Here is a 21,025-nt window from a genome sequence, read left to right as displayed (position 1 = left end):
GTTATTCCTCCGACAGCGACGTTTTGGCGCGATCGTACAACGGCTTCAGCAAATAATTCATCATGCTGCGTTCACCCGTCTTCACAAACAGGTCCGCCGGCATACCAGGCACCACATTCAGCTTGTGGCTGGCAATCAGTTTCAGCCCGGCCTTGGTCACGCGCACACGCACTTTGTAATATGGGGCACCGGTGCGTTCTTCGACACTACGGTCAGCCGCCACAGTGACAACTTCGGCGGGGATGTGCGGGGTCTTGTTCGAGTTAAATGCCGACAACATGATTTCGACCGGCAGTCCCGGATGAACTTTGTCCACAAGATTTACCGCCAGTTGACCTTCAACCACCAGTGCATCTTCTGCTGGAACAATTTCCATCATCTTGGCGCCCGGGGCCACCACACCTCCGCGCGTAAACACATTCGAGCCCAGTACCACACCGTCCGCAGGCGATTTGACCTCGACATTATTCGCCTCGAACTCCTGCCCTTCCAGACGCCCCGCCAGAGCAGATGCTTCTTTCTGGGTCTCTGTCAGCTGGGTACGCAATTCCTTCTGATAATCTTGCTGACGCTGGGTTTTCTTCAAATGCAATTCGCTCACCTGACGGCGGGAACGGCCGATATTGCCCACATCCTCGGCAATAGCGCCACTCATCTGCACATACGAACGTTGCAGGTCAAGGAAACGATTACGCGCAATGAAACCATCCTTGGCCAGGTCACGGGTACTGTCAACCTGCTCCTTCAGAATCGCCAGTTGTTCCTTCTTACTGTCGCGTGACTGTTCCAGACCGTGTATCTGAGCTTCAATACCTGCAATGCTCTCATCTGCGCTTGCCAGTTCATTCTGCAGCGAGACCTGACGCGATGTCATTAACTGGGCCTGCAAGGCCAGCAGGCCACTTACGCGGTCGTCACTCTTGTAGCGTTCCAGTTCGGGCGGAAATGGCACGTTGCCTTTACCGGCCAGTTCAGCTTTCAAACGCGCTTCCAGCGCACGCGTACTGAGATACTGCGCCAGCGTTACATCAAGCGCCGATTTCACCTGCACATTGTTCATGCGCACCAGTACCTGGCCAGCTTTCACGTGGTCACCGTCATTCACCAGGATATCCTGTACGATGCCGCCGCCGAAATACTGCACGGCCTTACGGTTGCCTTCCTTCACCACCGTACCCGATAGCGGCACCCCTTTATCCAGCGGGGCGAAATTTGCCCATAGCAGGAAACCTATCACACCCACCAGACAAATCGTCCAGCCAGTACGGGCATACGAGGATGCATCGGTATTCACCGGCACCTGCGCCACATCATGGCTGATCACTTCGACCGCCGGATCTTTCTTACTAATCATATTCATGGCTTACTCCTGTTCGGTCGAGGCCGCTGCCTGTGCCGCTTGTTGCTGTGCCGCTTGTTGCTGCGCCGCTTGCTGTTGCGCGGCCTGTTGTTGTGCAACCGCCTGCTGCTGCGCTTCCAGCTGCTTCTGGGTAGCTTCCTGCAAAGCTGCCAGTACCTGATTAGTCGGGCCATAGGCCGCCAGTTGACCTTCGCGCAGCACCAGCAACTTGGTCGTGGCACCGATCACGTTGGTGCGGTGAGTAATCAGAACTACTGTCTTACCGCGGCTACGCAGGTCATTAATGGCTCTTACCAGCGCCGCTTCACCCGCATCATCCAGATTGGAATTCGGCTCATCCAGCACCAGCACAGCAGGATCACCATACATGGCCCGTGCCAGCCCCAGACGCTGACGCTGACCACCGGACAAACCGGCGCCACCGTCACCAAGCTTGGTGTTGTAGCCGTCAGGCAGGTGCAAGATCATTTCGTGGATACCGGCCAGCTTTGCCGCAGCCACCACCATTTCCGGATCGACATCACCGAAGCGAGCGATATTTTCACTGATAGAGCCACTGAACAATTCGATGTCTTGCGGCAGATAACCCATGTGTGGCCCCAGCTCCGCCTTGTTCCAGGTATAGATATCGGCGCTATCCAGGCGCACTTTGCCCATTCCAGCGGGCCACACGCCTACCAGCAGACGTGCCAGAGTCGATTTGCCGGAACCGCTAGGGCCCACTACACCCAGCACATCACCAGCCTGTACAGCGAAGGTCAGACCGCGCAGCACCGGGGTCGGGCTGCCCGGCACGCCAGCGGTGACACCTTCGACCGCGAGTATGCCCTGTGGCTTGGGCAGCGCCATCCCTACCGGACGGGCGGGATTGGCCGCCAGCAGCGCGTTCAGACGCTCATAGGCGCTACGGGTCGAGGCAAACGACTTCCATACACCGATCACCTGCTGCACCGGTGCCAATGCGCGGCCCACCAGAATCGAGGCTGCAATCATCATTCCCGGAGAAATTTTATTTTCCAGCACCAGCAACGCGCCGTAGCCTAGCACCAGTGACTGCAAGGACACTTGTACAAATTTGGTCACAGCACCAACGATGCCGGCTTTTTCGCTAGCTTCCGCCTGCACCTGCAGGAACCGGCCGTGCAGCCGGTACCAGCGCGCCAGCAGGTTGGGCAGCATACCCATCGATTCAATGACTTCTGCATTGCGCAGATTATTGGTCGCCAGATTATTGGCAGAAATGGCCATACCATTGGCTTCGGCCAAAGGCTTGTGCGTCACGCGTTCATTGATGTAAGCCAGCAGCACCAGGACGGCAGTGCCCCCCAGTGCGAACAGCCCCAGTGACGGTTCGAATACAAAGATCACCAGCAGATACACGGGGAACCATGGCGCATCGAAAAACGCGAACAGCGCATTGCCAGTCAAAAACTGACGCAGATTGGTCAGGTCGGCGAGCGCCTGCCCGGCATTGCTGGCTGAACGCTTGAGATTCTGTTCGAAAGCTGCGGTGTAGACGCGCTTGTTAAGCTGCATGTCGAACTGCGCTCCGACGCGTACCAACACGAAGCTACGCACCAGCTCGAGCGTACCGACGAAGGCATAAGCGCCCAGCATCATCAGCGTCAGCATCAGCAGCGTAATTTCATTGCGGCTAGCCAGCACACGATCATAGACCTGCAGCATATAGATAGACGGCGCCAGCATCAGCAAATTGCTGATCGCACTGAACGTCCCTACCGTAACAAATGTCTTCTTGAAACCACGTAACACCTCGGCGATTTCATCTTTACCTTCAACCAATTTCTTTTTCATATATTTTCGTGCAACGCACGACCTATTTCCGGATAACGATTGAGCACGCCGCCGCCAATTTTGAGCATAGGCAATACTTCCGCAACGCGTGCAGAGATTATCCCTGATTTTGATCCGCAAATGTGATTTGCGTCACAAAATTTACAAAATAGCGCTCCATGTTGCACAAAAAACAGGCAATTCATTCCCGCCCTACCAGGGAAACACAAGCAAACCTCAATGAATAAAAAAAACCACCCAGTTTGCACTAGGTGGTTTTGCGCCTTTTCAGGCTAGCAGAAATTTTCAGAGTTCCCCCTTACTGGCAGTCAGACCGCCAGCAAGGGTTAGCTCATCCAATTCAGCCTGATTAGCCGATCAGAACGGTGTGAGTCGAGCTGCTGAACGAAGCGGTGCTCAGGTCAACGATGCCGGTCAGTTTAACGATGATATCGGTACCGTTGGTGAACTGGGTGGTCGAAGCGCCAGTTGCATTTTCAACGATGTAGGTATCGCCATTGTACTGGAACCACGACACTTGGCCGTCGGAGCTCAGTTTGATCGCTTCGTTAGCGTAATCCTGGAACACAGCGGTGTTAGCCAGAGTTACTTTCGAAGCCAAGAAGTTCACAGCAGCGCTGTTGAACGTGATCTTGTCGCCAGCACTGATGTCGGTAATGGTTGCGTAGCTGTTCGAGTTCGAAGTTGCGGTCGAAACGTCGAAGGTATCTGCACCAGCACCACCGGTCAGGGTTACCAGACCAGCGTTGACGATCAGGGTGTCGTTACCGGCGCCACCGATCAGCGTATCGCCGATGTGGTTAGCGGTCAGTTGGTCGGCACCAGCGCCACCTTTCACGGTAGCAGCAGCGGCAGCACCAGCTACGGTAGCAGCGATCAGCTTAGCCGACATAGCCGAACCGTCGATCGAGGTCACAGCGGTGTTAGCTGCGTTCAGCGACAGGGTCAGAGCCGAAGTACCGGTGATCACGATCGACTTAGCAGCCGCGTCGGTCACTGCCAGGGTTGCGGTCTGAACGCCGTTACCGGTCGACGTCGAGGTGTCGGTATCGGTCGCGGTGATGTTCAGGGTCTCAACGCCAGCAGCAGCAACGGTGCCGAAGTCCAGGTTGGCGGTGCCAACTTTGGTGATGATGTTCAGGCTGTCCGAAGTGCCGGTTGCATCGTTCAGGGTGACGGTGGTGGTTGCAGCAGCGCCGATCAGTTCCACGGTGCCGTTGTTGGCGAAGTGGGTCAGAGTCAGCGTGTTTGCTGGGTTAGCGTCAGCACCCTGGGTGGTTGGAGCAGCTGCAGTAACGGTAACGTCTGCGCCCATGCCGTGGGTGCTGAAGGCTGCCGACAGGATGTCGGTTACAGCACCAGCCACTTTGGCGGTGAAGGTCACGGTACCATCGGTGTTGTCCACAGCAACCCAGTTAGCACCAGCCTGTGCGTTGTAGTAGGTAACAAATGCCCCTGCGGTAGCGGCGGCAGTACCAGCAACTACGCCGGTGAAGTCGATACCGTCAAACGACAGGTGACCTGCGGTGGTATCAGCCGAGAAGGTTGCGACGAACACTTCTTTGGTACCAGTAGCACCAGCGCTGATCACGTAGTTGATAGCGTCCATGTTGGCCAGATCAACGGTGGTAGCAGCACCAGCAGCACCAACTTTCAGTTTTTCGAAGCCGGTGATACGGTCAGCGAATGCACTGGTCGACGATGCCGAAGCAGCGTCAGCAGCTGCCATCGACAGAATGTCGGTGCCCGCGCCGCCGTCCAGGGTAACGGTAGCCGAGGTCGTGCCCGTTGCCAGAACCAGGGTGTCGTCGCCAGCGCCCAGCGATACAGCCTTGGTTGGGGCGGTGGTGGTCAGGGTTACAACGTCAACGCCAGCGCCGCCGGTGTAGGTTGCTTTGGTAGCGTCGATCGACACGACAGCTTTACCGGTGGTTGCCGAGGTGTTCACGGCGGTCACGTTGGAGCCCGAAGCGTTGATGGTTACGCCAGCCGAACCGGAAACCGTAACGGTTTTCAGTGCGCCCAGGGTCGAGCCCGACAGATCAACAGCTTGGGTGCCGGTGATGGTCAGAGCTTGTACGCCGCCAGCGGTAACAGCCGAAGCGGAGTCGTCGCCGCTGGTGGTTACGTTCAGTGCGGTGTAGGTCGAACCCAGGTTGATTGCGCCGGTAACGCTGTTCAGGCCCAGAGCCAGGGTGGTTGCAGCAGCGTTGGTCACGCCTACGGTCGAAGCGCTGTGTGCCAGGTTCAGGCTGGTCAGTGCGTCGGATGCAACGGTGGCAGCACCGTAGCCGTCCAGCGAAACGGTAGCCAGTTTAGCCGTACCGGTAACAGCTGCGCTGTCGATGGTAACGGTGCCGTTTGCTACGCCCAGTACGCCGGTCACTGCATCAGCGCTGACCACACCAGCGGTTTTGTTAGCTACCGATGGGTTGGCAGCAGCAACGCTTTCCGAGAACGAGATTGGGGTGTTGCCGTTTGCAGCGGTTTTTGCCGTTGCATCTACCGTTACTACCGAGCCAGTGGTCACAACAGCACCAGTGGTGTAGGTAGACACGAAGGTACCCGAGTAGATACCGTTAGCAGCAGGCGCTGCACCGGTGGTAACGCCGGAAGCCAGGTTAGCAAATGCAGCTGCAGCTTGAGCAGCGGTCAGTGCTTTCGAAGCGGTGAAGGTCAGACCACCAACGGTGATGCTGTCATTGGCAGCCATGGCGGTGAAGGTCACGGTGTCAACTTGCTTAGCACCAGCAGCAGCGATAACTGCGTCTACAGCGGTTGCAGCGGCAGTTTGAGCTACGGTAACAGCGGTAGTGCTGTTGTTAGCATGAACCGTTACTGCGCTCTGGGTTACACCGTTACCAACAGCGCTGGTATCAGCAGCAACTTTAGCGTCCGACGAGGTAGCCGTTTGCTTAACGTTGACGGTAGTACCACCGGTGATGGTGATCAGGCCACGTACTGCAGCGGTGTCAGCGGCAGCATAAGCAGCGCCGGTGGTGTTAACATTTACAGCACCCGAAGCAGCGGTGGTGTTACCGATGATTACGGTACCGGTGGTAGCGCCCGAAGCGGTTACGTCAACGGTGGTGCCGTTGTTGATACCGATATTGCCGCCAGCTTGTGCGGTGTGGGTTACAGCAACTGCACCTGCAGCCGAGCCCAGAGTCACAGCGGTGCCGCTAGCTGCGCTGGTGACGGTCTGGGTCGAACCGCCGGTTACGCTAACGTTACCGGTGGCGCCCGAAACTGCAACAGCGGTGGTAGCACCCGAGGTCAGTGCAACAACTGCACCTTGGGTCAGGTTGACGTTGGTCAGACCGGACCACGACGAGGTGTTGGCGGTCAGATCGACTGCCGAACGGATGTTCAGGTTTTCAACATTGCTGACGGTAACAGCTGGCAGAGCGGCAACTGCGGTACCAGCATTGCCCACACCGTTCAGGACGTTCAGCACAACGGTGTCGTTACCGGCGCCGCCGTTGATGGTGTCCAGTGGGGTCAGGGTGGTAGCTACAGCATTGGTAGTGCCATCGATCACAGCGGTGATAACATCGTTACCAGCAGTACCCAGAACGTCGTCAACGGTAGCCTTCAGGGTGAAGTTGGTAACTTCTGGGGCTGGCAGAGCCGATTGAGCAACAGCGTGCACGTTTGCAAGTGCTGCGGTCAGCGATGCGGTGGTGGTTACACCAGCGATGTAGGCTTTAGCTACGGCCACAGCGTTGCCGCCGTTAGCGTAAGCAACGCGTTCAGCTTCGTTACCGGCGGTGCCGATTTCGGTGGTGAAGGCTTGAGCAGCAGCTACTTTGTTAGCGAATACTTGGCCGTCAGCATTTGGGGTACCGTCAGCGTTCACAGCGCCAGCGGTGATGTATTTAACCAGGTCAGCGGTGGTGATAGCGCCCGATTGAATCTTTGGACCCCAGAAGTTCAGACCTTCGCTGTCGGCGATACGGCCGAACAGATTCTGGTAAACAGTGTTTACAACTGCGTCAGCAGTTTTGCCCGAGTACATATCGGTGTACTCTTTAACGGTGTTGAAGCCCTTGCTAACCTGGTCGATAGTCGCGCCGCGGTTGTCGATAGCGTCAACCCAGAATGCCAGACCAGCTACGTCGGCAGGACGGTTGTAGTACGCTACGTACAGTTGTTGAACTAATTCAGTGGTTGTAGCCATTTGTATAACTCCTAGGGTTAAAAAAATAAGCGCTTCGGCAACGCAGCCTGCGAATCGCAATTAGGCGTACCGAATAATGGCAGAGGATAGCTGGGGAAGAATGTGACGATCGTCACACCAAACCTCAATTACCTCTGCTTTTTTTGCTTTTTTGCGACATTAAATTACCGCGCGGCCATTATGGTAGATGGCCCCGGATAAATCAAATTGACACGCAAAAGTATGGACACCCCGCTTCCCAGGCGCCCATTCAACAAAAAAAATATTTCAAAACAGCATCGGGCAGCATAACGCAAATTTGCCCGACATTGTCTTTTTAAAAATAAAAAGCAACGAAAAAAGCCCGCCCTCACATCATATTGAGGGCGGGCTCGGTATGAATTTAACTTGGATCACTTTCTCCAGGTTGCTACCCCGTTGACTACGTGCTTGGCGTCGGGGCTCCCCTGGAAGATATAGCTTGCGTTCGCCATATCCGACAATGCTCCCGTCACCGACATATTATTACTGCGCGAGTTATTGCTAAGACTGGAGAACACGCCATCGCTACCAACCTTGCCGGTAGTTGCCATTTTGTAGGTTTCCGCATTCTGCGTTAGAACATCGAACTGAGTCGCAAAACTGGAATTGCCAAATTCGAAAGACAACACCCCATTCTGCAGGCTGACGGGCGCTTTGCCCGTGCCATCCAGATTGCGGATATATGCTTCACTACTGGCCAGAGTGAACGCGGCCGAACCCTGCACTGGGGTCGCAAAATTACTGCCGTTACGGCTGCGGAACAATACAAAATCTTCGGTAAAACCAATCCGGTCAGCTCCGTCCTTAGCAAGCGCCACCGTCGGCGCAGGCTGATTCGCTATGGCGGTATAACGCCCCCAACTAACTTCCTTCAGAGGCGCCGGCGGCACAACGGGAACTTCTGGCGTGACTGGTGCAACCACCTCAGGCGTTTTGACGGTCACATCCGGTACTGTCGGCTTAACTGTAGGCTGTTGAGCAATAGCCTGCTGATTCGCCTTCTCCTGCTGCAGCGTCAGATCTTTCTTGGGGTCAAGGCTAGGCTCCGTCGCTGCTGCTGCAGAACCGCTAGCCGGCTTACCTGGCTCATCAGACCGCGGCGGCGCCACCAGATCAGGGGCCAGCGACGTATTACCCTGCATCAACTGAGGCGTTGCCTGACCTCGCTGCAATTGCAGCAACTGCCCCTTTTGTGCAGCACTCAGTTCGCGCGCTGCAGCGCCTTCACATGGGCCCGTTCCTTCTGGGCGGCAACCGTTGGCGAAACCACTCATGGTTATCCCGCCAGACAGAACGGTAACACGCGAAGTTTCATTATCAGTAAATACAGTGAAGTCGGTACCGCGCACCCCGATCGCAGCGACCGGCGTATTAAAGCGGAAATTCTGCCGCGCCAGCTTAACGGCCTGACCGGACTGGCTACGCGCCACGCCGCTGATCAGTTCGAGCTTGATACGGGTATTAGCAGGATTAACACTATCTATATGATAGCTAGCAATCCGCGCCTGGGTATTCGGGCGCAGGACAAACAAGCCATTATCGATGGTCTTGATATAAATATAGCCGTCCGCCCCGGTGCTCAGCATTTCACCTTCGTTGACCGCTGCATTCAGAACGGCTGCATTGGAAGCAACCTTGGCTGCACCGGCGACGAATATGATTTTCCCTGCCTCGGCGGCATGGGCGGCGTGAGCCAGCAGCAGGCTGCTAGCAAGTATCAGTAATTTACGCATCATAATTCTCCTTGGTACAACTAGAATTATCCCCGCTCCAAGGGATATTTCCGTGATGAACGTCACATTCTACTGAAAGCCCAGCCCTACGCCGCCAACTTTACACTTTGTAGCAAAAGCGTTTGCCGCCCTTAGCTGCGTGTTGTAACCTGTCAATCTCTCGCTGATAGTACACTGCCGTAACTCCCTGATGACCACACTGCCGGCCTCGCGCTCGCCCTACCCTGCTTTTAGCCGGCAATTACGCTGGTTGTTACCATTGGCGGCCGTAATCATCACAGTGGCGGCGGAGTGGTTCAGTCCGTCCGGCAGCAGCTTTCTGGCCGATGAATGGCTGCGCGACCGCTATATTCAGCTACAGACAAGTAATGCCGAAGAGCCGCGCGTGCTGGTCGTCGACATCGACGAAACCAGCCTCAACACCGTCGCCCCCTGGCCCTGGAACCGGGGCAGGATAGCCGACATGGTCGAAATCCTGCTCACCGACTACAGTGCGCGCGGGATTGCGCTCGACATACTCATGCCCGATGCCGGCGATACCATGGGTGATACCCGGCTCGCGCTACTGGCACAGAACGGGCCGCTGGTGCTGGCCCAGGCCCTGGACTACAGTCTGACCCGCCCCGAACCGCTACGCAAAGGGGTACTGGGTGGCGCCATCCAGAGCAGCACACCGGCCTTGCCAGCTACTGGCTATATGGCCAACCATGCCCAGCTGGCGAGCACCGCCGCCCATATCGGCAACATCGGCTTCGTACCCGATGCCGACGGTACGTTGCGCCGGGCGCCGCTGCTCAGCCAGTATAACGGTCAGGTCTATCCCGCGCTCAGCCTAGCTTTGATCAACTGCTGTGGCGGAGGTTCCAAAGTACTTCCGGGTGCCGATAGCGCTGCGCTACGGATTTCCTACCAGCGCGACTGGCCAGCCTACACCGTGGTCAGCGCGGCCGACATCCTGCAGCGCCGCATCGATCCGGCCAGCGCCAGCGGGCGCCTGGTGCTGATCGGCTCCTCCTCGCTGACGCTGGCGGACCGCGTCACCACGCCGCTGGCGGCCAACCGGCCCGGTCTGGGCGTGCAGGCCGCCCTGCTATCGACTCTGCTCGACCAGCGCGACGGCCTCACTCCAGCCCGCTGGCCGGGCCGCTGGATGGCCCTGGCCTGGGCAACCCTGATGGCACTGCTGATAGGCTATAGCCTGCCGCGCCTTTCAGCGGCACGCAACATTCTATTGTTGGCGGCCGGGGCACTGTGCTGGCTGATACTGGCCTTTGTCATCAGCCGGCACGATGCAGAGTTCTCCACGACTGCGCCGCTCGCTTCGCTGCTCTTCATGCTGACTTTTGCCGTGCCCTACCAGTGGCAACTAGCCCAGCAGCGCTCGCGCCACCTGCTCGACACTCTGCGCCAGTATGTTGCTCCGGCCGTCGTAACGGAGTTACTGCGCAGCGACCTGCTGGACCCGCTGGCACCGCGCCAGCTTGACGTCACTACCCTGATCGCCGATATGGAAGGCTATACCACTCAAGTGGAGTCCCTTCCGGTGGACGAAGCAGCCAAGCTGACGCGTGATTTTCTCGAATGCCTGACCGAACCCGTGATTGAGCATCACGGTACACTCGATAAGTATACCGGCGATGGACTGGTGGCTTTCTGGGGAGCACCATTACCAAATTTACAACATGCCGATTTGGCATTAGACGCTGCCCATGCTATTGTGCGGCGCGTACAGCAACTGAGCCTCGCGCAACAGGCCAAAGGGCGACCACCGTTACGTGTCCGCATAGGAATCGATAGCGGTCTGGCCATGGCTGGGGATTTCGGCACCACCTTCCGCAGCATCTATACTGCCGTTGGTGACAGCGTGAACACAGCATCCCGGCTGGAACAGGCGGCGCGCGATTACCCCTACGACGTGATCGTAGGCGCCGGTACAGTAGAACGGGCGCGCCGGCACCGCTTTATTCCACTGGGTGAACGTTTATTACGGGGCAAGGAAAAGCCCACCACAGTTTATACTTTAGAAACACTTATGAGCACCACCGTAGCAGCAACGTCCGTTCAAAGCATCGCGTCACAACAGGAGCAAGGCGCTTGAGAGCCTCCCTGTCCGCCACGCTGCTTGCCACGTTCGTCCTGCTCTATCCGCCCCTGCTGCAGGCGCAGGAAGAAGCTGGTCAGAACCAGCAGCTATACCGGCAAGCGCTGCAGTCTATTGCCGAAGGCCGTAACACGGATGCCAGCGATACACTGCGACAGGTGATAGAAGGCGAGCCCCTGCATGCCGGCGCCTGGCTGGATCTTGCGCTCATACAGTGCGCACTGGGCCATGAGCAGGAGGCTGAGCGCATGTTCGAAGTCATCCGCAGCCGCTTCAATCCTTCGCCCGGCATCATGCAGCTCATCACCGAGGCGCGCAGCAATGGCTGTGCCCATTGGCGTCCTAATGCCCAGCTGGCCTTCAGCCTGGCGCGCGGCATAGACCAGAACGTCAATCAGGGATCCAGCATAGGCAGTTATACGGCCAGTTCGTCGGGCGTTCCGGTCGAACTGCCATTAACCAGCGATTTTTTGCCTAAACATGATCAGTATTCCCTGCTGACGGCAGACTATTTGCGCGATCTGACCCCGAATGGTACGTCGGGCTATGTACAACTGCAGTCACGTCGCTATGACAGATTAGGGCAGTACAACTCGTCTTCTCTGTTTGCCGGTTTCGATACGCCATGGCGCTTTGGTCGCTGGACCCTGCATGGTGCGGCTAGCGTCGGTCTGATTACCCTGGGTAACCAGTTATACCAGCGCCAGACGCAGGTACAAGCCCGCGTGGGGCCACCATTGCCGCTGCCGGGCAGCATGCAATTTAATCTGACGACGGCCTTAACCCATGTCGAATACCTGACGCAGGACAATTTCAACTCGAACACTGCCGAAATCAGAGGCCAGTTTAATTACCGCCTGGAAGACAACAGCGCCAGCATGACTCTGGGGCGACTGACTGACCGCGCCGGATCGGCCCGGCCCGGGGGAAATCGCGAAGGCTGGATGGCCACCGCATTGTGGCGCCATCGTCTGGCAGGAGAAACCACCGGAGAACTAAGTTATACCCAGCAGGTCTGGGATAGCAGCAAAGCCTACTCGCCCAGCTTTATCGATCAGATCCGCCATCAGAATACACAGGTCTGGCGGGCTGCCGTCACATATCCACTGAGCACTACACAATCATTGCAACTGGAAGCGCGACAGGTACGTAACAAGGAAAACATCTCCATTTTCCAATACAACGACCGGCAGTTGCAGCTGACCTGGCAGTGGCAGGGTCTGTAGCGTAGTGCTACCTCGGCGACACGAACACGTTACAATGGCAACATGACGTCTAACACCGCCCCTGCAAGCAACACCGTGACCCCGCCACCGGCCGGAGAAGAACCGCAGATCCAGATTTTCCTCCGGAAAATCCCGCTGCTGGCAGAACTCACCCCCGACGAAATGGCGGCTATCAAGCCGGAATTGCGCATTCGCCACTACGCCAAGCGCGATGTGGTGCTGCACAAGGGCGGCAGTGGCGACGGTTTGCTATTCCTGCTGTCCGGCTCGCTGCAAGTGGTCGATATCACGGAAGATGGCCGTGCCATAGGCCTGCGCATGCTGGTACCGGGCGACTTCTTTGGCGAAATCGCCCTGATCAACGGTTCCACCCGCTCCGCCTCGGTGGTAGCCATGAGCGACGTGCTGGTAGCCTTCCTGCCCGCCCCCGTCGCCATGAACCTGTTCTCCCACTCGCCTTCCGTGGCGCGCCAGATGCTGCGCCACCTGGCCCAGAAAATCCAGCGCGATTCGGAATTCCGCGCTCTGCTGAGTATCAACAACACGTCCAAGCGCATCTATTCCTATATCGTGCTGATGCAGAAAAAAGATGCTGACGGCACCGTGGTGGAAAACCTGCCCACTCATCAGGATATTGCCAATATGATCAATACCAGCCGCGAAACCGTCACCCGGGCGCTGCTGGCACTGACCCAGCAGGGCATCGTCCAGAAGGAACCGCACCGGCTGATTATCAAGAAGCCGGAGGAACTGCAGAAACTGGTCCAGAGCGAATAAAACCTCTAGTCGGCGGGCATGTGACAAGCTGTAACATGTTTCTAGCTTAACAAGCCGTGCGGTATAATCGCCCACTTGTAAACTGACCCGCGGTGCCGTTTCCGCACCCTGCCTGCTGATGATGCCAGCCCTGCGCCTGCCCCTGTCCATCCCGCCGCACTTCGCCATGAAGGGTGCATAATGGCGCTCGCCATGTTCGGCGCCCTGTGGCGCTATCGCGGCTTTGTCAGCGGCAGTGTCAAGCGCGAGTTCCAGTCCAAATACCGTAACACCATGCTGGGCGCAGCCTGGACCGTACTCAGTCCGCTGGCCATGATCCTGGTGTACACCCTGATCTTCTCGCAAGTGATGCAGAACCGCCTGCCCGGCAATGCCAGCGTGTACGGCTACAGCATCTACCTGTGCGCCGGCATCCTCACCTGGGGCCTGTTCGCGGAGATCACGTCCAAGGCGCAGAACATGTTTCTCGAGCAGGCCAATCTGCTCAAAAAGATCAGCTTCCCGCGCATCTGTCTGCCCGTCATCGTGGTGCTGAATGCGCTGGTCAATTTCGCCATCATTTTCGGCCTGTTCAGCGTCTTCCTGATCGCCAGCGGCCAGTTTCCCGGTGCCGTCTTCGTGCTGATCCTGCCCATCCTGCTGCTGCAGGTTGCCCTCGCCATCGGACTGGGCATGGTGCTGGGCGTGCTGAACGTATTTTTCCGCGACGTGGGCCAGTTCTTCCAGATCTTCATCCAGTTCTGGTTCTGGTTCACCCCCATCGTCTATCCGGCCAGCATACTGCCGCCGGAAGTGCGTGGCCTGCTGGCCTGGAATCCCATGGCTGCCGTGATCCAGTCCTACCAGACTATCCTCGTCAGCGCGCAGGCACCGCAATGGTCCAGTCTGCTGCCAGCTGCCGTGCTGGCACTGCTGCTGTGCGCGCTGGGCCTGCAACTGTTCCGCAAGCGTGCGGGTGAAATGGTGGATGAACTCTGATGGGCAGCATAACCGTTAGCAATCTGGGCAAGGCCTACAAACTCTATCCCAACCGCTGGGCACGGCTGCTGGAATGGCTGCTGCCATTCCGCCCTGCACGCCACCGTCTGAAGTGGATACTGCGCGACATCTGCTTCCAGGTGCAGCCGGGCGAAGCTGTCGGCCTGATCGGCATTAACGGTGCCGGCAAGAGCACACTGCTGAAACTGATTACCGGCACCACCCAGCCCAGCACGGGCAGCGTCTACATGGAAGGCACTGTGGCAGCGCTGCTGGAACTGGGCATGGGCTTCCATCCCGATTTCACGGGACGCCAGAACGTCTACATGGCGGGCCAGCTGATCGGCCTGTCGGTCGAGCAGATCACCGCCCTGATGCCGGACATCGAAGCCTTCGCTGAAATCGGCGACTATATGGACCAGCCGGTGCGCGTGTACTCGAGCGGCATGCAGATGCGCGTGGCGTTCGCCGTCGCTACGGCACGCCGGCCCGACATCCTGATCGTCGATGAAGCGCTGTCAGTGGGCGACACCTATTTCCAGCATAAGAGTTTCGAGCGTATCCGCCAGTACCGCCGCGCCGGCACTACCCTGCTACTGGTCTCGCATGACAAGCAGGCCATCCAGTCCGTGTGCGACCGCGCCATCCTGCTCGACGGCGGCCAGCTGGCGCGCGAGGGTGCACCGGAAGAGATCATGGATTACTACAACGCCCTGATCGCGGAACGGGAAAACAGCACGCTGCGCCTGAGCCAGCGCGACGACGGCAAGCTGCAGGTCACGTCCGGCACGGGCGAAGCCACGGTGGCCGAGATTGCCCTGCTCAACCAGGCAGGTGAAGCGGTCGAAGTGATCGACGTGGGCCAGCAGGTGACCCTGCGCGTGACCGTGGCCGTGCATGCACCGATACCGCGCATGGTGCTCGGCTATATGATCAAGGACAGGCTGGGCCAGGCCATGTATGGCACCAACACCCACCTCAAGGAACTGCCACTGGAAGACATGCAGGCCGGCCAGCGCGTCACCTACGATTTCACTTTCGCCGCCAATCTGGGCGCCGGCAGCTACTCGGTGGCCACCGCCATCGTCAGCACGGCCACCCATCTGGTCAACAACTACGAATGGCGCGATCTGGCGCTGGTATTCACCGTGGTGAATATGCAGCGGCCCCATTTTGAGGGATCGGCATGGCTGGATCCCGCTATCGAGATTATCCGGTCATGAGCTTCCTTTCCTACGCCCAGAACTACGAGGACGTGCTGCTGTGGCGCGCCCTCAAGCATGTGCCCAACGGCTTCTATATCGACGTCGGTGCCAACGATCCCGAACTGCATTCCGTCACCAAAGCGTTTTACGACCAGGGCTGGAGCGGCATCAATATCGAACCCATGCCTTCGTATGGCGCCGCGTTCCGCGAACAGCGGCCACGCGACATCAACCTGAACGTGGCGGCCGGCGCCAGCAGCGGCAGCATCACCCTGTTCGATGTGCCGGACGTGAACGGCTGGGCTTCGACTGATGCCGAAGTGGCGGCCAATCACCGCGCCCACGGCCATGCCGTAGTCGAGCACACGGTGCCGCTGCTGACACTGACGGAGATCTGCCGCCAGCACGTCAGCGGTCCGGTGCACTTCCTCAAAGTCGATGTGGAAGGTTTCGAAGCCGATGTCCTGCGCGGCATGGACTTCTCGCTGTGCCGTCCATGGATCGTGGTGGTGGAAGCCATCATGCCGAATAGCCGCGACAGCAACCACCTGCAGTGGGAACATCTGGTCACCGGGCACCAGTACCGCTTTGCCTGGTTCGATGGCCTGAACCGCTATTACGTGGCAGACGAACATGCCGAACTGGCCGAACAGCTGCAAGTGCAGCCCAATGTGTTCGACGACTACCTGACCCACCATCTGGATAAGGCCTGGCAGCGCGGCAAAGCGCTGGACCGGCAGCTGAAAGACACCTGGGAACTCAGCGTCAAGGCCGACCAGCGCGCCAGCCAGCTGGAACAGACGCTGGCCGATACCACGGCGCGGCTGGAAGAGCGCGCCCAGCAACTGACACTGCAAGCCCTGCAGCTGCAAGCCGACCTGCGCCAGGCCGAAGCCAGCGTGCGCCAACTGGAAAGCAATCTGCACCAGACCGCCGCCTGGGGCAAGGATCTGGAACAGCGCCTGCTGGCGGTATATGCCAGCAGCTCGTGGCGCATCACGGCGCCGCTGCGCTTTATCATGCGCCGTGGCGACAACAGCCTGCCGAAGCTGGCGAAACGCGCTGTGCGCGGCGCCATCCGCCGCACCGTGCGCTGGCTCACCACGCGCGAAGCGCTGCGCCGCGCCCTGCTGCCCATCATCGTGCGCTCGCCTTTCCTGAGCCGCATCGTCAGCCGCAGCCTGCACGTGATCAAACAGGGTGGAGGCCCCGCCGCCGGCGCTGCGGACGTACCGCATCTGCAGCGCGAACTGCCACTCTCGGCGCGCAAGGTGCTCGACGACCTGCGCCGCGCACAACACAAGGGACAACACTAAGTATGCGTCTGGTTATCGATCTTCAAGCCTGCCAGAACGGCGCGGCCCGTAACCCGCAAGCCATCATCGGACTGGCTCAGGCAATGGCGCGCAGCGCTGCCAGCCGCGCGCAGGCGCACAGCCTGATCATCGCGCTCGACGAACGCCAGAGCGACAGCATCGATGCGCTGCGCCATGCCTTCAGCGCACTGCCCGTGCAGCTATGCAGCTACCGCACCCCGGCCGGCAGCGGCTGGTCCCAGCAGGCCGCGCCGCTGGTGCGCGACGGTTTTCTCGCCAGCCTGAATCCCGACGTTATCCTGCTACCGGGCCTGTTCGATCTGGCCCTCAACGACACCCTGTACAGCAGCGCACCGCAGAATGCGCTGATGGTCTACACGCTGGCCGCCAGCACGCAGGAAAAGACACTGCCGGAAGCCCAGCAGCAATGCCTGCGCGACGCCGCACTGGTATTGCGCGATGAAGTCTACGAACAGCCGGAGCAGGCGGCACCAGCCCTGTGGGCCACGCTGGAGACGGCACTGGCGCGGCGCACTGAAAAATCTGCCCAGCCCGCGGGCGCCAGCAGCACTGCCATAAGCCGCCCGGCACTGGCCTATATTTCGCCGCTGCCGCCGGAAAAATCCGGCATCGCCGATTACAGCGTCGAGCTGATCGCCGAACTGGAAGCCTATTACGACATCACGCTGGTGGTCTCGGACGCGGCCCACGCCGGCGTGGCCGCCACTGCGCTGGGCCAGCGCCTGCCGCTGCTCACGCCCGCGCAGTTTGCCGCCCGTGCCGAAAGCTTTGCGCGTCGGCTCTACCATTTCGGCAACTCCAACGCGCACCAGTATATGTTCCCCCTGCTGGAACAGTATCCGGGCATGGTGGTGCTGCACGATTTCTTCCTCAGCGGCGTGATCGACAATATGCAGCGCGACGGCGTACAGCCGCTGGCGTATTTCCAGGCTCTGTATGCCTCGCACGGCCACAACGGCCTGCTGGCACACAAGGAACTGGGCCACAATCCATCCATCTGGGCCATGCCGTCGAATAAGGCGGTGCTCGATCAGGCCAGCGGCGTAATCGTCCATTCCGATTTCTCGCGCACGCTGGCGCAGCAATGGTATGGCGCCGGCTATGCCGGGCAGTGGCACACCCTGCCGCTGCTGCGCGGCCTGCCGGCTGCGCTGGCACAGGCCACGCCGCAACAGAACCGTGCCGCAGCGCGGCAGCAGCTGGGCATCAGCGAGGACAGCTACCTCGTCACCAGCTTCGGCATGCTGGGCCCCACCAAACTGAATCACCGCCTGCTCGACGCATTCCTCGCTTCGCCGCTGGCACAGCAGGCCAACTGCCAGCTGGTGTTCGTCGGCGAGAACGAAGCCGGCCAGTATGGCGCCGAACTACAAAACCGCATCGCCAGCGCCAGCTGCGCCGCCAGCATCCGCATTACCGGCTTTGTCAGCGCCGACGATTACCAGCACTATCTGGCCGCCAGCGACACCGCCGTGCAATTGCGCACCCAGACGCGCGGCGAGACTTCCGCCTCCGTGCTGGACTGCCTGCTGCATGGCGTCCCCACCATCATCAACGCGCACGGCGCCGCCGCCACCCTGCCGGACCAGGTGCTGATCAAGCTGCCCGACCTGTTCGACGACAGCGCCCTCAGTGCCGCACTGGCCGGGCTGCATGCGGACGCGGCACAACGTGCCGCGCTGGCCGCCGCTGGCCGCGCCCATGTACAGCAGCACCATGCACCGGCCGAAGTGGGCCGCCAGTACCATGCGGCCATCGAACAGATTAGCCGTACCAGCAGCGCCAGCCACTACCGCCAGCTGCTCGAGGCCTTGACGGCCCTGCCCGGCAAGGCAGCCGACGAAGCCCAGCTGATCGCCGCAGCCAGTGCCATCGCGGCCAACCAGCCTGCCATGGCACCGCGCCAGCTGCTGGTGGATATATCGGCGCTGGTGCAGGTGGATCACAAGACCGGCATCCAGCGCGTGGTGCGCAGCATCCTGCTGGCCCTGATCAAGGCACCACCAGCAGGCTACCGCGTCGAACCCGTGTACGGCGAAGGCGGCAACCGCAGCTACCGCTATGCGCGCAGCTTCACCACGGCCATGCTGGGTGTGCAGTCGCCCCAGCTGGAAGACGCACCGATCGAAGCCCGCCCCGGTGATCTGTTCCTCGGTCTCGATCTGGCCTCCAACAGCACCACCCAGAACGAGCCGCAACTGCTGGCGCTGCGCCGCCACGGCGTGGCCGTGTGGTTTGTGGTGTACGACCTGCTACCCGTACTGCGGCCCGAATGCTTTGTCTACGGCGCCGAGAAATACTATAGCGACTACCTCGACACCATCACCTACGCGGCCGATGGCATCGTCACCATCTCGCGCGCCGTCTCGGACGAACTGGCCGCCTGGCTGGCGGCCCGGCCGAACCGCCGTCAGGCGCCGCTCAAACTCAGCTACTTCCATCTGGGCGCCGACATCGATGCCAGCGCACCGAGCACCGGTCTGCCTGACAATGCCGACAAGGTGCTGGCGGCACTGAAAGCGGCACCGACCCTGCTGCTGGTCGGCACGCTGGAGCCGCGCAAGGGTCAGGCACAGACGCTGGCCGCGCTGGAGCTGCTGTGGCAGCAGGGCGTGGCCGTCAATCTGGTCATCGTCGGCAAGAACGGCTGGCTGGTCGATGCGCTGGCCAAGAAACTGGAAGACCACCCGCAGCGCGAACAGCGCCTGTTCTGGCTGCCCGGCGTATCCGACCAAATGCTGCAGCAGCTGTATCAGGGCTGCGCTGCCCTGCTGGCGCCGTCGGAAGGCGAAGGCTTCGGCCTGCCGCTGATCGAAGCGGCCCAGCACCAGCTGCCCATCATTGCGCGCGGCATACCCGTATTCCGCGAAGTGGCGGGCGAGCACGCCTACTACTTCGAGGGCAAGGAGCCGCAGGCACTGGCCGACGCCATAGCACAGTGGCTGGCCCTGCACGCAGCAGGCAAAGCGCCGCCATCGAGTGCACTGCCATGGCTGACGTGGGCGCAGAGCGCCCAGCAACTGATGGAAGCCACCGTCCATGGCCACTGCTACACCAGCGTAGCGGCCGACGGCATCGCCCCGCAGCTGCTGGTCGATGTGTCGGCGATCGCGCGCGAAGACCTGAAGACGGGCATACAGCGCGTGGTGCGCGCCCAGCTGGCCGAACTGCTGGCCCAGCACAGCACGCGCTATCAGGTACTGCCCGTGTACCTGAGCGATGAAGGCGGCCGCTGGCACTACTGCTACGCACGACGCTACCTGCACACGCTGGCCGGCACCGACAGCTATGGCGTGGTCGATGAAGAAGTCAAAGTGCGTGCCGGCGACGTGTTCTACAGCCCCGATTTCTATCCCGGTGCCGTAACAGAAGCAGCGCGCACCGGCCTGTACCAGCGCTGGCGTGCGGCCGGCGTCAGTGTGAATTTCCTGATCCACGATCTGCTGCCCGTGCTGCGGCCGGAATTCTTCCCCGGCCGGGTCGACGATGTGTTCGAAAAATGGCTGCATACCGTCACCAGCAATAGCGACCGCCTGCTGTGCATCAGCGGCGCCGTCGCCGACGAAACCCGCGCATGGCTGCGCCAGCACGCGCCGCAACGCAGCGTACCGGCGTTCGCCGTACTGCACCACGGCGCCGACATTGCCGCCTCCATGCCCAGTACCGGCCTGCCCGATGATGCGCAAGCTGTGCTGGCCGATATCCGCTCCGTGCCCAGCTTCCTGATGGTAGGCACCATCGAACCGCGCAAAGGCCATCTGCAGGCGCTGGACGCCTTCGAACAGCTGTGGGCGGCCGGGGTCGATGTACGGCTGGTGATCGTCGGTGGCGAGGGCTGGAAAGGCCTGCCGGACAACCAGCGCCGCACCATACCGACCATCATGGCACGCCTGCGCAACCATCCGCAACTGGGCCAGCGCCTGCACTGGCTGCAGGGCATCAGCGACGAATATCTGGAACAGGTGTACCGGCACTGCGCCTGCCTGCTATTCCCTAGCGAAGGCGAAGGCTTCGGCCTGCCGCTGATCGAAGCGGCGCGCCACGATATGCCGCTGCTGACGCGCGACATCCCCGTGTTCCGCGAAATCGCCGGCGACCATGCGCAGTATTTCACCGGCAGCAGCGGCAGCGCACTGGCAGCCGCCGTGCAGGAATGGCTGCGCCTGCAGGCTGCCGGCCAGACCATACCTTCCAGCGCCATGCCATGGCACACCTGGGCCGACAACGCCCGCAACCTGACCGACATCCTGTTTGCCGACACGGCAAATCCGGACCACACCTAGCCAGCATCC

11 protein-coding genes are annotated in these 21,025 nt (G+C 59.9%); 7 read left to right on the top strand and 4 right to left on the bottom strand.

Translation table 11 applies throughout. The features are described from left to right. Position 1: 1 nt before the first annotated feature. The 4 genes from GTP23_RS02840 to GTP23_RS02825 all read right to left on the bottom strand — a co-directional run bounded on the left by GTP23_RS02840 (position 2) and on the right by GTP23_RS02825 (position 9,112). On the bottom strand, positions 2-1,360 hold the full coding sequence (locus GTP23_RS02840) for an HlyD family type I secretion periplasmic adaptor subunit (RefSeq protein WP_161033767.1): 1,359 nt from the start codon (positions 1,358-1,360) through the stop codon (positions 2-4). A gap of 3 nt (positions 1,361-1,363) precedes the next feature. Further along, entirely contained in the window at positions 1,364-3,175 is a 1,812-nt protein-coding gene (locus tag GTP23_RS02835) for a type I secretion system permease/ATPase (RefSeq protein ID WP_161033766.1), read from the bottom strand. A gap of 349 nt (positions 3,176-3,524) precedes the next feature. Next, the gene (locus GTP23_RS02830; RefSeq protein WP_161033765.1) at positions 3,525-7,355 is read right to left on the bottom strand and encodes a DUF4214 domain-containing protein; all 3,831 of its coding nucleotides are present in this window, start codon (positions 7,353-7,355) and stop codon (positions 3,525-3,527) included. A 392-nt stretch (positions 7,356-7,747) separates the two neighbouring features. Next, positions 7,748-9,112 carry a FecR family protein gene (locus tag GTP23_RS02825; RefSeq protein ID WP_229255899.1) on the bottom strand — a complete coding sequence of 455 codons (1,365 nt, stop codon included), beginning with the start codon at positions 9,110-9,112 and terminating at the stop codon, positions 7,748-7,750. A 187-nt stretch (positions 9,113-9,299) separates the two neighbouring features. On the opposite strand from GTP23_RS02825, the gene GTP23_RS02820 reads away from it, so the two are divergent. From GTP23_RS02820 to GTP23_RS02790, 7 genes are all read left to right on the top strand, one after another. Continuing rightward, positions 9,300-11,207, top strand: a complete 1,908-nt coding sequence (locus tag GTP23_RS02820; protein WP_161033764.1) for a CHASE2 domain-containing protein — start codon at positions 9,300-9,302, stop codon at positions 11,205-11,207. Further along, positions 11,204-12,436: a bacterial transcriptional activator domain-containing protein gene (locus GTP23_RS02815; protein ID WP_229255898.1), complete on the top strand. Its 1,233-nt coding sequence runs from the start codon at positions 11,204-11,206 to the stop codon at positions 12,434-12,436. Before GTP23_RS02820 ends, GTP23_RS02815 begins: the two co-directional genes overlap by 4 nt. A 42-nt stretch (positions 12,437-12,478) precedes the next feature. Then, positions 12,479-13,213 (top strand): Crp/Fnr family transcriptional regulator, encoded by a 735-nt coding sequence (locus GTP23_RS02810; RefSeq protein WP_161033763.1) that lies wholly within the window; start codon positions 12,479-12,481, stop codon positions 13,211-13,213. 180 nt (positions 13,214-13,393) lie between these two features. Then, positions 13,394-14,191 carry an ABC transporter permease gene (locus GTP23_RS02805; protein ID WP_308494784.1) on the top strand — a complete coding sequence of 266 codons (798 nt, stop codon included), beginning with the start codon at positions 13,394-13,396 and terminating at the stop codon, positions 14,189-14,191. Continuing rightward, positions 14,191-15,414, top strand: a complete 1,224-nt coding sequence (locus GTP23_RS02800) for an ABC transporter ATP-binding protein (RefSeq protein WP_161033762.1) — start codon at positions 14,191-14,193, stop codon at positions 15,412-15,414. Before GTP23_RS02805 ends, GTP23_RS02800 begins: the two co-directional genes overlap by 1 nt. Then, positions 15,411-16,712, top strand: a complete 1,302-nt coding sequence (locus GTP23_RS02795) for an FkbM family methyltransferase (protein WP_161033761.1) — start codon at positions 15,411-15,413, stop codon at positions 16,710-16,712. The genes GTP23_RS02800 and GTP23_RS02795 overlap by 4 nt, the downstream gene beginning before the upstream one ends. A gap of 2 nt (positions 16,713-16,714) precedes the next feature. Further along, on the top strand, positions 16,715-21,016 hold the full coding sequence (locus GTP23_RS02790; RefSeq protein ID WP_161033760.1) for a glycosyltransferase: 4,302 nt from the start codon (positions 16,715-16,717) through the stop codon (positions 21,014-21,016). Positions 21,017-21,025 lie beyond the last annotated feature (9 nt).

This window comes from Duganella fentianensis (assembly GCF_009857835.1).
Taxonomy (GTDB): Bacteria; Pseudomonadota; Gammaproteobacteria; order Burkholderiales; family Burkholderiaceae_D; genus Rugamonas; species Rugamonas fentianensis.
The sequence above is the reverse complement of the archived record's forward strand: the minus strand, read 5'-3'. Positions and strand labels throughout refer to the sequence as shown.

What these genes read in the sequence shown, in the direction of transcription:
- GTP23_RS02825 (WP_229255899.1), bottom strand. Translation starts at nt 9,112, where the DNA reads ATGATGCGTAAATTACTGATACTTGCTAGCAGCCTGCTGCTGGCTCAC.
- GTP23_RS02830 (WP_161033765.1), bottom strand. Translation starts at nt 7,355, where the DNA reads ATGGCTACAACCACTGAATTAGTTCAACAACTGTACGTAGCGTACTAC.
- GTP23_RS02805 (WP_308494784.1), top strand. Translation starts at nt 13,394, where the DNA reads ATGGCGCTCGCCATGTTCGGCGCCCTGTGGCGCTATCGCGGCTTTGTC.
- GTP23_RS02810 (WP_161033763.1), top strand. Translation starts at nt 12,479, where the DNA reads ATGACGTCTAACACCGCCCCTGCAAGCAACACCGTGACCCCGCCACCG.
- GTP23_RS02800 (WP_161033762.1), top strand. Translation starts at nt 14,191, where the DNA reads ATGGGCAGCATAACCGTTAGCAATCTGGGCAAGGCCTACAAACTCTAT.
- GTP23_RS02795 (WP_161033761.1), top strand. Translation starts at nt 15,411, where the DNA reads ATGAGCTTCCTTTCCTACGCCCAGAACTACGAGGACGTGCTGCTGTGG.
- GTP23_RS02840 (WP_161033767.1), bottom strand. Translation starts at nt 1,360, where the DNA reads ATGAATATGATTAGTAAGAAAGATCCGGCGGTCGAAGTGATCAGCCAT.
- GTP23_RS02820 (WP_161033764.1), top strand. Translation starts at nt 9,300, where the DNA reads ATGACCACACTGCCGGCCTCGCGCTCGCCCTACCCTGCTTTTAGCCGG.
- GTP23_RS02790 (WP_161033760.1), top strand. Translation starts at nt 16,715, where the DNA reads ATGCGTCTGGTTATCGATCTTCAAGCCTGCCAGAACGGCGCGGCCCGT.
- GTP23_RS02835 (WP_161033766.1), bottom strand. Translation starts at nt 3,175, where the DNA reads ATGAAAAAGAAATTGGTTGAAGGTAAAGATGAAATCGCCGAGGTGTTA.